Below are 14,212 nucleotides of genomic sequence, written 5' to 3' on the forward strand. Positions count from 1 at the left end.
TAAAAGTGGGTCGCAATCTCGCCCCAAGACCGCTTTACAGTCTCGCCTGGTAATCGATTTGCCGACAGTTGACGAATTCCTCATTGGTACTCGGCGAAATATTAGCAGTTTCTAGGGGTTCGTATCCCCTTAAACTGATAGTTTGATTGTCGGAAAAAATCCAGCGCGGTGCATTGGGATTTCCATAGGCATTCTCATTGGCTTGTGCCAACATCGCATCGGTAATTTGCGCGTCGTTTGCCTCTCCTTTAAAGCAGTTGATATTTCCGGTTTGGTAGGTGTATTTAACTCCTACCAAAGTTAAACCGTTTTTATTAAAGATTACGTAATTTTCGCCCCCTTCTTGTGGCTGACCGACTTCTCCATAAAAGTAAGTCCCATCGGGCAATTCATCCAGATTCGGTGACTCCCTGCGATAGGGGGGAGAGGGTCGAGTGTCGCCGGGATTTTCTATGTCATTATTGGGGGGCGCTTCCGTGGGGGGAGTCGCTACACCATCCTGGTTCTGACAGGCCGCCAAAACCGTGAGGCTGGCCGCACCAACTGCTGAAATAATTGTGCGAAAATAGATATTCATCGAGTCGCTCCTTTGATTGTGAGTATAAACAAGTTAGAGAAGGTTTAAATTTTGTCTATTGTATCCCATTGCTTTCTCCAAGTAATTCTGTCATTAGTTATAATTTTCGCAGGAATTAGCTAAGGGTTGCGACAAACAAAAACACCTCAGCCACAAAATGCCCCACTCTGCTGTCCCAGAATTGACCTGGCTGCATCCCCCCACTGACGCGATGGATGGGGGATGGTGAGGGAAACACACAGCACCAAGCGAAACCTCGCACCCTACGCCGGGGCGGGCGAATTGCATGCAGACTTTTGCCAGCCGAATGGGGTATGACTTCCTCCTTTTGATAGATGCAAGAATTTTTTCAATCTGCAATGCTGAAAAAAATAGTGCAAAAACTTTACTCTGAGAGTTGAATTTTGTGCTGTTGGATTGCCGATAATTTGAGAGGAATAAAAACATGGCTTTAGGAACGCATGGAAACAAACACGCACTGGGTATTTTCCCCACCCGAGAGGGGGCAGAAAATGCACTGGGAGAACTGAAAAATGCTGACTTTCCAATGGATCGGGTGTCAGTGGTGGCGAAAGACGATCGCCAAGGAGAAATCGCCGGCATCGATACCAGCAAACCGGAAGGAAATAAAGCCGATGAAGGGGCAAAAACTGGTGCGGTGACCGGTGGAATTGGCGGCGCGATCGTGGGCGCACTCGAATCCCTGGGATTGAGCACCTTTGTCCCCTTATTGATTCCCGGCGCGGGTCAAGTGTTAGCATTTGGTAGCGTTGCAGCAAACGCTCTCGCCACTGCTGTTGCGGGCGGTGCAATTGGCGCAGTCGGCGGCGGTTTAGTTGGTGGTTTAATTGGGTGGGGCGTTCCCGAAGATCGCGCCAAAGTTTACGAACATCGCGTGGCGCGCGGTGAATATTTGATTATGGTCGAAGGCGGCGTAGAAGAGATAGAAAAAGCCGAGTCTATTCTGCTGCATAAAGGCGGAATTCAAGAGTGGGGAGTGTATGAAGCCCCCCCGGCCAAAAAGGAAGTTAGAAGCTAAAACGAATTAACAATTTTTTTTCGAGTGAGGGACGGTTTTGCGAGAGAATTTTTCGCTACAAAAACCATGAATTAATCCGTCCCTCTTCTTTTTTTATCGATTCCGATAAGCTTGCCACAAGTAAATGCCGGTGGTTCCCAAGATGAGCGACACAAACGCAAAAACCCCAAGTATGTCTAAGGTCTGCGATCGCCCCACAGCTACCTGAACCATCTGCCATTCAATCCAAGCAAACATCCAGATAATTTCAGTTTTCATCCAGCTCAACAGGTCTCGGGCAATCTGATATTGTTTCGCCGCATTTTCTGCAGTTATCGCCACGGGATAATTAAACTGGCGGGAAAAGCGCATGATTACGGTCATCCAGAGATAAATAACCACCGCCAGGGCGGGAAAAAGCACAATTAGTAGCTTATTTCCCCAGAGGTCTGGTTTGCCGGTGATGCCAAAATGAATGGGAATTGAATCGGGCAGTTGAGTCCAATAAAAGGTAGCGATCGCGATACAGCAAACAGACCCGAGAATTGCCACAACTTCTCGGGCAATTCCCCCGGGCGATCGCGGTGTAAAAACTGCCGAATCCGGTGATGTTTCATCCTGCATTGTTGGTTCCTCCAAAATTCTTCTCGATTCCATGTAGTGACAAGCACCCTGATTTTTTTTCCTATCCTTCCCTAAATCCCGCCAGATGATTATAATAACCAATAAACCGAGACTGCTAGATGCAAAAGCCAATGGTAACAGCCAAACTCCCGATGAAGGTTCCCGGTCCGCAGACCCCGCAATTGTTACAAAAGCTACAGTGGGTGAGAGACCCGGTAGGCTATATGGAAACAGCCAGCCGAGATTATCCGGAGGTGTTCGCCGCCCAGGTGGTGGGATTTGGGAACCACCTCATTTTTGTCAATAACCCCCAAGCGATTAAGTACATTTTAACCCACGATACCCAAGAGTTTTTTGCCTCTGGGGAGATGAACGGGATTTTAAAACCCCTGGTGGGAGATTACTCGGTGATTCTATTAGAGGGCGATCGCCACCGGAATCAGCGCAAGTTATTGATGCCTCCCTTTCACGGGGAACGGATGCGCGCCTACGGCAATTTGATTTGCGACTTGAGCGATAAAGTGATGAGTCAATTCGCCCCCGGGGAAACCTTTGTGGCGCGTTTCGCCATGCAAGAGATTTCCCTACAAATTATTTTACAAGCCGTGTTTGGATTGTATGAAGGAGAACGGGCGCAAAAAATCAAGCAGGCGATTCAGTCTTTATTGGAGTTATTTAATTCCCCATTGCGATCGAGTTTTCTGTTTTTCCCGAGGTTGCAAATTGATTTGGGGTCGTGGAGTCCTTGGGGATACTTTCAGCGGCTTTATCGAGAAGTTGAAAAACTGCTCTATGCAGAAATCGAAGAACGCCGCCAACATCCAGACGGCGATCGCGAAGATATCCTCTCCTTGCTGATGTCGGCGCGGGATGAAGCGGGCAATCCCATGAGCAATGTAGAATTGCGCGATGAATTGCTCACTTTGCTGTTTGCGGGGCACGAAACCACCGCCACCGCCATGACCTGGGCGCTATACTGGGTACACCATCACCCAGAAGTGGGGGAAAAACTGCGCGCGGAACTGGCGACTCTGGAGGAAAACCCGGATCCGATGAGTATTTTCCGACTGCCTTATCTCACCGCCGTGTGTAACGAGACCTTGCGAATTTATCCCGTAGCCATGTTAACCTTTCCGCGGGTGGTGTGCGAACCGATGGAACTGTTGGGATACGACTTAGAACCGGGAACCGCCGTGGTGGGTTGCATCCATCTGCTACACCAACGAGAGGATTTATACCCGCAACCGGATAAATTCAAGCCAGAACGCTTTTTAGAGCGACAATTTTCGCCCTATGAATTTTTGCCCTTTGGCGCTGGAGTGCGGCGCTGTATCGGCGCGGCCCTGGCACAGTACGAGATGAAATTGGGTTTAGCCACCATCCTCTCGCACTACGAACTCGCCCTCGCACAGCCCAATCCGGTCAAACCAGAACGCCGGGGTGTCACCCTCGCCCCTCGCGGTGGGGTAAAAATGAAGTTCCTGGGTAAAACCGAGAAAAAACTCACATCCCCAGCAACGGCGATGGTGTAGGAGTCTTAAGGTGGGCAACGAGTTGCCCACCCTACTGGTGAGTTAGGTGAGAAAAAACTGGATATCCGGGTTATCGGGATTGATGGCAGCTAAATCTTTGCGAAGGGATTGCAGGGTTTCTACTGCAACGGGATAAGCCGCGATCGCTTGTTTTTTGTTCCCTTGTTCTTTCAGCACTCTTCCTAACTGCCATTGCCAGCGATAGGCGATATCTGCGGCATTTGTCGCCTGCGCGATCGCCAGCGCTTCTTGGGTGAGCGTTTGCGCTTCTTTCGATTGGTGGGCGAGTTCGTATAATCTTCCCAAACTGCCTAACGCATAGGATTCTGCCCGGGGGTCATTTAAAGTTTTTGCCTCTCGCACCGCGATCGCCAATCCGGTAGCAATCTACGAAATTTCCGATTCTTCCGGGGAAATTGCCGATGATGAATCGCCAGGAAAAGATAATTTCATCAAACTGTGAGCCAGATTGATGCGCGCGTTGACCGATTGACGACTGAGGGGGATTTTATCCAGTTGCTTTTGAATCGCCGGGATTAACGCTTGCGCTTCCCTGAGTTGCTGGGTATCCACGAGCAAACTCAGTTGATTGAGCTGCGATCGCAACTGGATTCTCGGGGCAGGAGACACTTGCGCCGCTGTTGTATAGGCATCCATTGCCGCTTGAATTTCAGCGCTTGCCGTTTCTTCGTCTTTCACGGCGATCGCCTGTTGTGCCATCGCTCTCGCCGTATTTCCCAAACTCAATTCTGCTGCCGCAATCGCCGAAATCAACCGCAATTGTTGTGCTATAATTAAACTTTGCTGCAGTAACTCCCCCGATTTTTCTAACTCGCCAATCGCCCGCAACGCATTTCCCAAACTTCGCAATCCCGTTGCTTTGATTGAGTAATTCGGTTGAGTTTGCAGGTCAACTTCTACCGCTTCTAACGTTTTACGCGATCGGTGATAAAGTCCCAAGGATCGTAAGGGGTCTTCCAATAATCTTGCAAACTGCTAGCTGTGGAGCCAATTAATACCACGCGATCGCGGGCAAAATCCGGCGAAATTCGATTTTCCAAAACATCCATCAGGGACACTATCTCAAAACTATTGCGCAGCTTTTTAAAATTCATCAAAATTTGATAGCCGCGATTCGAGGTGCGAATGTAACCCCCATCATTGGGCTTCATCCGCACAAACACCGCTTCATTTAACTGCATGTAGTCGGAATTCACCGCTGCATTTTTAGGCATTACTCCTTCTTTTTCCAGATAAAGTAATGCCAAACGCAAACTTAACGTGGGTAATATTTCCCCGGCTTGGTTCTCGACAAACAGCAACCCGCGACGAATTTTACCGTCCGCATCTAAAATCATATCGATCGCCCCGACTTGACCCAGTTCGCTTAACACGGGATTGGGTTCAACTCCCTGATTCTCATCCCCACCCACCAGGGTCACGCCGATTAAGTTCGGTGTGGTTTCAAAGACCTGAACCAGACTGCTGTTCACCTCCCTTACGGATAAATCGCGATAAATATCCAAACCAATCCCTCGCGGTTGCTGTTGTTTGAGCTTTTCGAGCAATTCGGCGATGATGGCATCAGAAATCGGCCATTGTCCAAGTTGTTGAAGATCGGACTCGGAAACTCCCACAATCACGATGCGATCCTCCTTAGGTTCTAGGGGACGCATCCGAAAAAATAAATCCAGCGCCGACCATTCTAATAGCTGTAACGCACCGGTCCAACGCAGGGCGATAATCCCTACAGCCACACAAGACGCTGCGAACCAAATGAACCGCCATTCTCCGACCAGTTGATGTTTGAGTTTTTTCCACATAAGGTTGCCTTGGGATGATTACGAAAAAGGGTTGAGGATATCTCGAGGATCCGGGTACGAATTCAGCGGTACCCGTGCGATAATTTAGCAAAAATTATCGGTAATCCGGCGATCGCCAAACTTCTCCAAATTATATCCTCTCCAGTGGATTGTTGGCAAAACCCCCTTCGTTTCAAAGTCCCAAAACGAACCCCATCCCATTCACTCCTGGATAGACTCCCTCATGTTACCTTTTCCCGGTAAAACGCGCGGCCAAATTTCAGTAGCAAACAGCACCAATCCACAATAGCGCCAGAAATTCATCCATCCGGGTTCCTGCAATAGCGCTAACAGCCAATCGGAGACAATATACAACGCCACCACACAGAGTAACCCTCCCCCGGCGAACAACACTTTTCCTTTCCCTGTGGCAGGCGGGGTAAAATGAGGAACTGAGAGGAAAAAACCCACACTTGCACCCAGGGGACGTCCCAGATCTGGCACCATAACCGCCAGCACAAACGACCCCACACAGACGAGGGTGGGAACCAGTAGTCCCTGACGGCGAGGAATCCACCATCGGCTTCCCGCCCAGGCGATCGCCATCCCGAAAATCACCCCAGCGATCGCATCCAGGGGATAGTGAACCCCCAAATACACCCGCGACAGGGCCACCAAAATCACGATCGCCCCACTCACTCCCCACAACCCGATCCGGCGGTAATGCCATGCCAAATAAAACCAAAAAGTGGCCGATCCTTGGGCGTGACCGCTGGGAAACGAGGCACTATCAATCGTTGCCTTGGCCACAGGGGAGACCACTTGCGGATTCACCTCGAAAGGACGCGGAAGCGCGATCGCAAGCTTCAAAATTTGATTAAAAGTATAACTCACTCCCAAAACCAACCCCAATTGCCGACCCACGCGCGGGTCTACCACCCAATAAAAAAGGGTCAGCAACCCAATATATGCATACTCCGAACCGAGATAGGTGACGCTGAGGAAAAAAGGCAACCAACCGTCACCAAATACTGCCTGAATCCATTCAATTCCTGCCATAACCTGACCCAAACCTTCGCGATTCTTATCCTGCTTCAATCCTTTCCTTTTGTCAATCTTTTTACTCCTCAGTTTCCTACCCCCCTGGGGGGATGAAGCCGTCCGCTGGCTCGAAATTTTCCGGGAGGCGATCGCCTGCAATCCCGCCCAGCGACCCCGCCCACCGGAGAAACGACGCTTACCATAAAAGGCGCAAAAAATCCAGCCATCTGCCGAAACTTTGACCGATTCTTTGCTTTTCTACCTCAGACCAGAAAACAGATGGAATCGCCTCATCGCGAGGCGATTTTCCCTCCATTCCCACCTCATTACCCTTCCGGCAAAGAAAAACTCCCCCTCATCCGCCCTGCACTTCACCTTTACTTAAACCCGCCAAACCGAAGCCCCTGCAAAACTATCCCGATCCGAGAAAATTTTTCTGTTTTATACTGTACCTGTAACCTCCCACAAAGGAGCAAGGATTATGAGTTGGTTTGACGATATTATTCCTGACGGATTGTTTGACTTTATTCCCGGCGTTGGAGATGAAGACAGCGAAACCACCGCCCAAGACATCGCGATTAAAACCGCAAAATTCATTACCCTCGGGCCGACGGGATTTGTGGTAAGTTCTCTAATTGAGGAGGCGATCGAAAATATCGACATTCAGAATGTCGGCAACCAGTTTATCAACACGGTCAATAACTTTCTCGAAAATAACGACCTGGATAGTGATGTTAGCGATTTGGTGAATTCGGTTAAAACCGAAGTGAGCGACTTCATCAACAGTACCGACATCAACCAGCGCTTTTCCGCACAGGATGTAGCGGATTTCATCAACACCAATTTAATTGAGAACGAGAACTTATTCAACCAGTTTTCTCAGCTCGTCGATCGCGCCGCTACCGGGGGTCTAGAGGGTCGCTTTGTGGATGCCGATGCGGCCAATAACTCGATCGAAATGGCCCTAGAAGATATAAACTGGGAAGGGGGACTGCGTGCCTTCCAGGGGGACGATCGCGTTCTCGGCACCAATGGCGTAGATGTTGCCAATGGCAATCAAGGCAACGATACCTTACTCGGTCTCGATGGCGATGATTACCTGCGCGGCGGCAAAAATAACGATCGCCTCGAGGGTGGCAACGGAAACGACATCCTCAATGGCAATCTCGGCGACGATACTTGTCAAGGAGGAATGGGAGACGATATCGTGCGAGGTGGTCAAGGAAATGATATGTTGTATGGCGACGCCGGGAGAGATATCCTCATCGGTGATGTCGGTTCGGACTTCCTCTCTGGTGGCACAGAGGCGGATGATTTTGTATTACGCGGCGATATTGCCGATGAAAATGCCGCCACTGCCGATCGCATTCTTGACTTTAATGCAGGGGAAGGCGATACCATCAAACTCGCCCATGTTGAAGATATTAACCAAATCTCTCTCGGCGCTGTAGACTTGAATGGAGATGGGATGGGCGATACTGCTATTCTCGATTCGAGCGATCGCATCTTGGGAGTGGTGATGGATGTGGATGTGTCCCAATTGAATATCGATCGATCCATTCAGTTAGTCAATTTGGCCGATATTGCCATTGACACCATTGGGTGATAAAATAGCCTCGCCGATCGCCCGGGGAAACCACCCCAGGCGATCGCTCGAGTCATTGGGAATCGGACGCTTGCATTTTGTACGACAGCAAAATGTAAGCGTCTTTACATTTAGTCCCGTCAATCCTGCATAAAATTGACAGGGGAGTGCGATCGGCTGACCTCGCCTTGGGCAATAGCAAGCTAAAAACTCGCACTCCAGCATAAATCGCAGCCAAAATTGAGAATGCCTAAATTTGCGATATACTTTTCTCTAAGCTTTAATGTTCAATTCGCGATCTGTTGTGCAGGCCAATCCACTAACATAGCTCATGGTACTCATCCGCATTCTAAAATCCTGGGAACTCCCCGAACGGGAGGTGACCTCCGAAACTGCCTTTCTCAACCGCAGACGTTTTTTGAAAAGCGCGATCGCCGCCGGGATCGGTGCCACGGTTCTTCCGATTCTCGGGTGTCAAAACCAAAGCCAGACGAAAAGCGAACTGATAAAAAATACCGTTCCCCTGCCCGATATCCCCCGCAATCCCAATTTTGCCCAAGTCGATCGACCCGTTACCAAACAAATCTTTGCCTCCCGATACAATAACTTTTACGAATTCGGCGGTACCAAATCGATCTGGCGAAACGCCCAAAGTTTGCCCACCGAAAATTGGAAAGTGGAAATTGGCGGATTAGTCAAAAATCCGCGCACCTACGATATTGACGAAATCCAGAAAAAATTTCCCCTCGAAGAGCGCATCTATCGGTTCCGATGCGTAGAAGCTTGGTCGATGGTGGTGCCTTGGATTGGATTTCCGATGAAAAGGCTGATCGAAGATGTGGAACCCACCTCGGCGGCGAAATTCGTTCGCTTCACCTCATTTTACGATCCGCAAATTACCACCGGACCGGGGTTCCACTTAGGATCCTTGCCCTGGCCCTACGTCGAAGGGTTGCGAATTGAGGAAATGGCCAATGACCAGGCATTTTTTGCCACCGGCATTTACGGGCGCACCCTCCCGAAACAACATGGGGCACCGATTCGCATGGTGATTCCCTGGAAATACGGGTTTAAGGGCGCTAAGTCGATCGTAAAAATAGAATTTCTTGACCGACAGCCGGCCACTTTTTGGAACACCCTGGTGCCCAAAGAATATGGTTTCGAGGCAAATGTCAATCCGACTAAGCCCCACCCGCGCTGGTCCCAAGCCACAGAACGGGTAGTGGGTGACGGTCCTGCGATGTCATGGGAACGCAAACCCACCCTCCCGTACAACGGGTATGGGGAATATGTGGCGCAGTTGTACCAGACTTGAGCGCTATGGAAGAAAGAGCGATCGCCGATTTTCAGGGCGATCGCCCCTGGAAAAGGGAATCCAAAAATAGCAATTTTTTGCAAAAATCGATAAACTCAGCTCAGGGGATGGAACCCCCAGAACCGTTCACCGGTCAAGTTTTTTAGTGAAAACAAGATAAATCATCCGGCAGTTGAGCGCTTTACATGCACCCCGGTGGGTGTTGCTCGATCGGCCAGATTTTTAAGAAGAGGGATGCTTCTGCAGTGGAAACCGGGCTTAATAGAATTGAGAGTTGCCCATCTCCCGCGATCGCAAGCAGACGCGGGTTGTTGATAGTTAATAAAAGGAGTTTTCCTGATGACAAACCCTCAGCGCGAGCAACGTGAGGCGGCACGAAAGGCATTTATGGATTCCCTAAACAAGTTTGAAGAAAGCTTGGAATCGATTGACGAACCCAGAGCATCTCAATCTCAGGATGGCAGACGTTCCAAGTCGCGAAACTCATCGCCGCCGAAAAAAACGGAAGGTTTCAGCCTGCAAGAATTAGAACAGGCGGCGGCGGACATCGATGAATTTTTGAAAAGCTCTCAACAGCAAGATACCCGGTCAGCAGATGAAGAAATCGAGCCGTAGAAGGCGGAGAAATTTGGTCGGATTCGTGGGTTTTAATGTGGCTTGAAGTCGGGCAAACTGTTATCGGTAATACTGTTTTGTCGGCGAGCTTCATAGAGAATCAAAGCAGCGGCGATCGCCACATTTAGGGATTCCACTCCCGCATGGAGGGGAATGCTCACCCGGCGATCGGCAGCCGCGAGTAATTCCGCAGACAAACCCGCGCCTTCATTGCCCAGTAAAATCAGGGTTGGGCGACGGTAATCTACGTCCCAGTAGGTCACGGGTGCATCCGCCGCCGTGGCGATGACCTGCACTCCAAGCTGCTGCGATCGCGTTATCTGCGCCTTCAAATCAGTGCTGACAGCGATCGGCAAGCGGAACCACTGTCCGGCGGACGATCGCAAAACTTTCGGATGATCTGCATCCACACTATCGGCACTCAGGTACAACCCCGAGGCCCCCGCCGCCGCCGCCGTGCGAATGATGGTGCCCAGATTGCCTGGGTCTTGCAAGGTTTCCACCGCGAGACTCAACCCAGACGGGGCGATCGCACCGTCGCGATCCACAGCCTTGCGTTTTGCCGTGGCTACCACCCCATCTGGATTCACTGTAGTGGCGATCGCCTCGAGGGCAGCAACGCTCACCGTTTCAGTTCGCACCGCCAATTGCGACGCCCGATCCCACAGTTCACCATGCCGTTCCCGCCATTCCGGGGTACAGCAAACGGTTTCTAAGGGATAATTCACCGCGCAGGCTGACTCTAGCAGGTGCGTCCCTTCCAGTAAGAATAACTGCTGTCGGCGACGCTCCTTCGCAGATTGCAATTTTCGCATCTGCTTGACTAAAGGGTTCCGAACACTGGTGAGCATCAGAATAGAGAGGGTTAAAAATGCGGAACCCGGGACTTGAACCCGGAAGTCTTTGCAGACACTAGAACCTGAATCTAGCGCGTCTACCAATTCCGCCAGTTCCGCGTATCAACTGGTTTTGCACTCCGATTTATTATCTTGCCTTAAAAGTTTGGCGATGTCAACCCCCTGAGGGAAAATTTTTTTTTAGCACTCGGTTCGGGCCGGATTGGCGCGGGGGAAGAAGCGGCTGCACCCCTTGTCACCAGGAGCATGGAGCCGCCACGCCTCCTCGGGAAAGCTACCGAAAATTTCCGCAAAATCAGCGGCGATCGCGATTGGGTTCGGGAACTTTAGGGGGGCTATCTGCTGGCGTTCCGTACCGTCATTTACTGTGGCGATCGACTCACCGGGGGAACGGAACAGGGGGGAAATTCCCTGAGAATCCGCCGAAAATTCCGCCAGAGCGAAAAAACCTTTGCTTAACCGGGGTTGTGAACCCCAAACCCTAGATTTTAAAGGTATCTGAGGTTACAAAATTCAAAATTTTTAGGTAGAAATCTAGACATTGAAGATCTTTCCTGTAGAATCAAAACCAAAATCGAAAGTGTACAACAACACATAGATTCTGGAGGATACAGCTATTACTGCCTCTCTTGGTTCGCTCGAAAAAAAAGCTTCGCCGGAAGCCGATCCATCCGTGCTGCAGATTTGGGGACGCCATCCCTTGCAGGGAAAGGTAAAAATTAGTGGGGCGAAAAATGCGGCCTTAGTATTGATGGCCGGTGCCCTGCTTTGTCCGGACGAATGCCGTTTGCGAAACGTTCCGTCCTTGGCGGATGTGAAGCGCATGGGTCAACTGCTCTCGGCCCTCGGTTTGAAAATTAAATGGGATGGGGACAATTTAGAGATTAATGGTCGCCATCTGGACAAATCGGAAGCGCCCTACGAGTTGGTCAGCCAACTGCGGGCGAGTTTCTTCGCGATCGGGCCATTGCTGGCGCGGTTGGGAGAAGCGCACGTGCCCCTCCCAGGCGGATGCGCGATCGGGGCGCGACCGGTAGATATTCACGTCCGGGGACTGCAGGCCCTCGGAGCTAACGTACAAATCGAACATGGCATGGTTCGCGCATACGTGCCCGGAAACAGCCGGCGACTGAAAGGAGCCAAATTTTATTTGGACTATCCCAGCGTGGGAGCCACCGAAACCCTGATGATGGCGGCGACCTTAGCCCAAGGAGAAACCACCCTGCAAAATGTGGCGCAAGAGCCAGAAGTGGTGGATTTGGCGAATTTCTGTAATGCACTCGGCGCTCGAATTCGGGGTGCAGGCACGAAAACCATTGTCATCGAAGGTGTGCCTCGCCTGGGATCGGCAGACTACGAGATTATTCCCGATCGCATTGAAGCCGGCACGTTTTTAGTCGCAGGGGCGATTACGCGATCGCAATTCTCCCTGTTTCCCGTAGTCAGCGAGCATCTGATCCCGGTGATTTCCAAGCTGCGCGAAGTCGGTGCCCAGATTATCCCAGAAGGGTCAAATGGTCTGCGAATTATTCCGGGGGATACGATTAAGCCCACGGATATCGAAACTTTGCCGTATCCCGGTTTTCCCACGGATATGCAGGCTCAGTTTATGGCTTTGCTCACCCTCAGTGACGGGGATAGCGCCATCCGCGAAACGGTGTTTGAAAATCGTCTGCGCCATGTGGCAGAGTTGAATCGTATGGGTGCAAATATTCGCGTGAAAGGCAATGTGGCGATCGTCCGGGGCGTGCCGACCCTCTCCGGCGCACCGGTGTTGGCTACGGATTTAAGAGCTTCCGCCGCATTGGTGTTGGCTGCTTTAGCCGCCGAAGGCAAAACGACGCTTCAAGGAGTGCATCATCTCGATCGCGGGTATGAAAAACTCGACCTCAAACTCCAGCAACTCGGAGCTAAAATTCAGCGCGAACCTGCTACCGCAGGGATGGAAAAAGATGCCACGGCTCTCCAATCCGCAAAATCCGCATTAAAATAAGGAGTGTGACGAGAATGAGATTGTGGTAAAGAGGTTTTTTCCCTCTTTGTGCGAATCGGATTTCTCGTCTATGGTTGTCCGTCCGTAATTCTTAACTGGCATGGCTTCGTCAAAAATCTCTCTGATTGGTTTGAAGGCAAATAGCTTTCGTCATCCGCTGGATCTAGAAGCAACCAATTCGTTGAAGCAACTCCCGGGTCTCGATTTAATCGTGCGCCAGTTGCTCGGATCGGTTGGCGAGCAGTTTTTTTATCTGGATAATATTGCTTCTAGCGTTCTGGTGAGCGATCGTCAGCTCCCTCATCTGCACGATCTGCTCGTCGAAGCCTGTCAGGTATTGGATTTGGAGCCACCCCAGCTCTACGTCCGCCAACATCCGGTGCCCAATGCTTACACCTTTGCCATGCGCGGGAAAAAGCCATTTGTGGTGCTGCATACTTCCCTGATCGAGTTGCTGACACCAGCCGAAATTCAGGCGGTCATCGGCCATGAGCTGGGACATCTCAAATGCGAGCATGGGGTTTATTTGACTCTGGCGAATTTGATTGTCTTGGCGGCGGGACAACTGTCTCCTCTGGGAGCCGCGATCGCCCAAACTCTGCAAAACCAAATCTTGCAATGGGTTCGCTGTGCTGAGTTTACCTGCGATCGCGCCGCTTTATTAGCCACTCAAGACCCCCAAGTGGTCTCCTCCGTACTGATGAAGCTCGCCGGTGGCTCCCCCACCTTGGCTCCTAAACTGAATCTGGATGCATTTCTCGAACAAGCTCGCGCTTACGATGAAAGCAGCAACACGGAATTGGGGATCCTGCTCAAGGAAGCTCAAACCGGTCAGCTTACCCATCCCCTCCCCGTTCTCCGCGCCCGCGAAATCGATCGCTGGTCCAGCAGCAAAAATTATGAATCTTTGTTGCAAAACGGAAAACTGTGTTATAATGAGGGAACCAAACAAAAGGGCGAGTGGCGAAATTGGTAGACGCACCACACTCAAAATGTGGCGGCTTCGGTCTTGCGAGTTCGAGTCTCGCCTCGCCCACTCCCTAAATACATAACCCTCGGGTTCTAGGTCACATCCCTAGAACCCAAATTTTTTTGCATGCTTCCACCACCAGAGACTTTGACAATAACCCCTTGCTCTTGCTATTATGGTTATATAGCTAAATAATCACCCAAACATTACCGAGAATCGGCGTAAAGCCCCCGGATTTATCCGTGGGGATATAAGCCGAGCGACTGACCCCCGGTCCCCCGCA

General features: G+C 50.8%; 14 protein-coding genes and 2 tRNA genes. 8 read left to right on the plus strand and 8 right to left on the minus strand.

The annotated features are described in order from the left end of the window. Positions 1 to 34 precede the first annotated feature (34 nt). The gene (locus AC0QH1_RS10525; RefSeq protein WP_324631043.1) at positions 35 to 577 is read right to left on the minus strand and encodes a hypothetical protein; all 543 of its coding nucleotides are present in this window, start codon (positions 575 to 577) and stop codon (positions 35 to 37) included. 445 nt (positions 578 to 1,022) lie between these two features. Here AC0QH1_RS10525 and AC0QH1_RS10530 point away from each other — a divergent pair, with 445 nt between their 5' ends. Next, complete coding sequence (locus AC0QH1_RS10530) at positions 1,023 to 1,616, plus strand: hypothetical protein (RefSeq protein WP_324631044.1); 594 nt, start codon at positions 1,023 to 1,025, stop codon at positions 1,614 to 1,616. A 93-nt stretch (positions 1,617 to 1,709) separates the two neighbouring features. Here the strand turns inward: AC0QH1_RS10530 and AC0QH1_RS10535 are convergent, their stop codons facing one another. Next, the gene (locus tag AC0QH1_RS10535; protein ID WP_324631045.1) at positions 1,710 to 2,219 is read right to left on the minus strand and encodes a DUF1648 domain-containing protein; all 510 of its coding nucleotides are present in this window, start codon (positions 2,217 to 2,219) and stop codon (positions 1,710 to 1,712) included. Positions 2,220 to 2,350: 131 nt separating this feature from the next. Between AC0QH1_RS10535 and AC0QH1_RS10540 the strand changes: the two genes are divergently transcribed. Then, positions 2,351 to 3,751 carry a cytochrome P450 gene (locus tag AC0QH1_RS10540; protein WP_324631046.1) on the plus strand — a complete coding sequence of 467 codons (1,401 nt, stop codon included), beginning with the start codon at positions 2,351 to 2,353 and terminating at the stop codon, positions 3,749 to 3,751. A 42-nt stretch (positions 3,752 to 3,793) separates the two neighbouring features. Here the strand turns inward: AC0QH1_RS10540 and AC0QH1_RS10545 are convergent, their stop codons facing one another. The 4 genes from AC0QH1_RS10545 to AC0QH1_RS10560 all read right to left on the minus strand — a co-directional run bounded on the left by AC0QH1_RS10545 (position 3,794) and on the right by AC0QH1_RS10560 (position 6,651). Continuing rightward, a complete protein-coding gene (locus AC0QH1_RS10545; protein ID WP_324631047.1) occupies positions 3,794 to 4,114 on the minus strand; it encodes a hypothetical protein in 321 nt (106 codons plus the stop codon). A 24-nt stretch (positions 4,115 to 4,138) separates the two neighbouring features. Beyond that, complete coding sequence (locus AC0QH1_RS10550; protein ID WP_324631048.1) at positions 4,139 to 4,711, minus strand: hypothetical protein; 573 nt, start codon at positions 4,709 to 4,711, stop codon at positions 4,139 to 4,141. Beyond that, positions 4,678 to 5,574 (minus strand): CHASE2 domain-containing protein, encoded by an 897-nt coding sequence (locus tag AC0QH1_RS10555; RefSeq protein ID WP_324631049.1) that lies wholly within the window; start codon positions 5,572 to 5,574, stop codon positions 4,678 to 4,680. Before AC0QH1_RS10555 ends, AC0QH1_RS10550 begins: the two co-directional genes overlap by 34 nt. Positions 5,575 to 5,775: 201 nt before the next feature. Beyond that, positions 5,776 to 6,651 carry a phosphatase PAP2 family protein gene (locus AC0QH1_RS10560; RefSeq protein ID WP_324631050.1) on the minus strand — a complete coding sequence of 292 codons (876 nt, stop codon included), beginning with the start codon at positions 6,649 to 6,651 and terminating at the stop codon, positions 5,776 to 5,778. 424 nt (positions 6,652 to 7,075) lie between these two features. Here AC0QH1_RS10560 and AC0QH1_RS10565 point away from each other — a divergent pair, with 424 nt between their 5' ends. The 3 genes from AC0QH1_RS10565 (at position 7,076) to AC0QH1_RS10575 (ending at position 10,109) form a co-directional block, all read left to right on the plus strand. Then, positions 7,076 to 8,200 carry a calcium-binding protein gene (locus tag AC0QH1_RS10565; RefSeq protein WP_324631051.1) on the plus strand — a complete coding sequence of 375 codons (1,125 nt, stop codon included), beginning with the start codon at positions 7,076 to 7,078 and terminating at the stop codon, positions 8,198 to 8,200. A gap of 310 nt (positions 8,201 to 8,510) precedes the next feature. After that, positions 8,511 to 9,494 carry a protein-methionine-sulfoxide reductase catalytic subunit MsrP gene (msrP, locus tag AC0QH1_RS10570; protein WP_324631052.1) on the plus strand — a complete coding sequence of 328 codons (984 nt, stop codon included), beginning with the start codon at positions 8,511 to 8,513 and terminating at the stop codon, positions 9,492 to 9,494. A 339-nt stretch (positions 9,495 to 9,833) separates the two neighbouring features. After that, on the plus strand, positions 9,834 to 10,109 hold the full coding sequence (locus AC0QH1_RS10575) for a hypothetical protein (protein ID WP_324631053.1): 276 nt from the start codon (positions 9,834 to 9,836) through the stop codon (positions 10,107 to 10,109). 32 nt (positions 10,110 to 10,141) lie between these two features. Here AC0QH1_RS10575 and AC0QH1_RS10580 read toward each other — a convergent pair whose 3' ends face one another. Further along, entirely contained in the window at positions 10,142 to 10,960 is an 819-nt protein-coding gene (locus tag AC0QH1_RS10580) for a TrmH family RNA methyltransferase (protein ID WP_442957302.1), read from the minus strand. A 21-nt stretch (positions 10,961 to 10,981) separates the two neighbouring features. Next, positions 10,982 to 11,065 (minus strand) — tRNA-Leu (locus AC0QH1_RS10585). A 517-nt stretch (positions 11,066 to 11,582) separates the two neighbouring features. Between AC0QH1_RS10585 and murA the strand changes: the two genes are divergently transcribed. The 3 genes from murA (at position 11,583) to AC0QH1_RS10600 (ending at position 13,995) form a co-directional block, all read left to right on the plus strand. Continuing rightward, the gene (gene murA / locus AC0QH1_RS10590) at positions 11,583 to 12,959 is read left to right on the plus strand and encodes a UDP-N-acetylglucosamine 1-carboxyvinyltransferase (protein ID WP_324631056.1); all 1,377 of its coding nucleotides are present in this window, start codon (positions 11,583 to 11,585) and stop codon (positions 12,957 to 12,959) included. Between the two features lie 100 nt (positions 12,960 to 13,059). Continuing rightward, positions 13,060 to 13,935 carry a M48 family metallopeptidase gene (locus AC0QH1_RS10595; protein WP_324631055.1) on the plus strand — a complete coding sequence of 292 codons (876 nt, stop codon included), beginning with the start codon at positions 13,060 to 13,062 and terminating at the stop codon, positions 13,933 to 13,935. Further along, a tRNA-Leu gene (locus AC0QH1_RS10600) sits at positions 13,914 to 13,995 on the plus strand. The genes AC0QH1_RS10595 and AC0QH1_RS10600 overlap by 22 nt, the downstream gene beginning before the upstream one ends. Positions 13,996 to 14,212: the final 217 nt, after the last annotated feature.

The organism is Phormidium sp. CCY1219, from assembly GCF_055795085.1.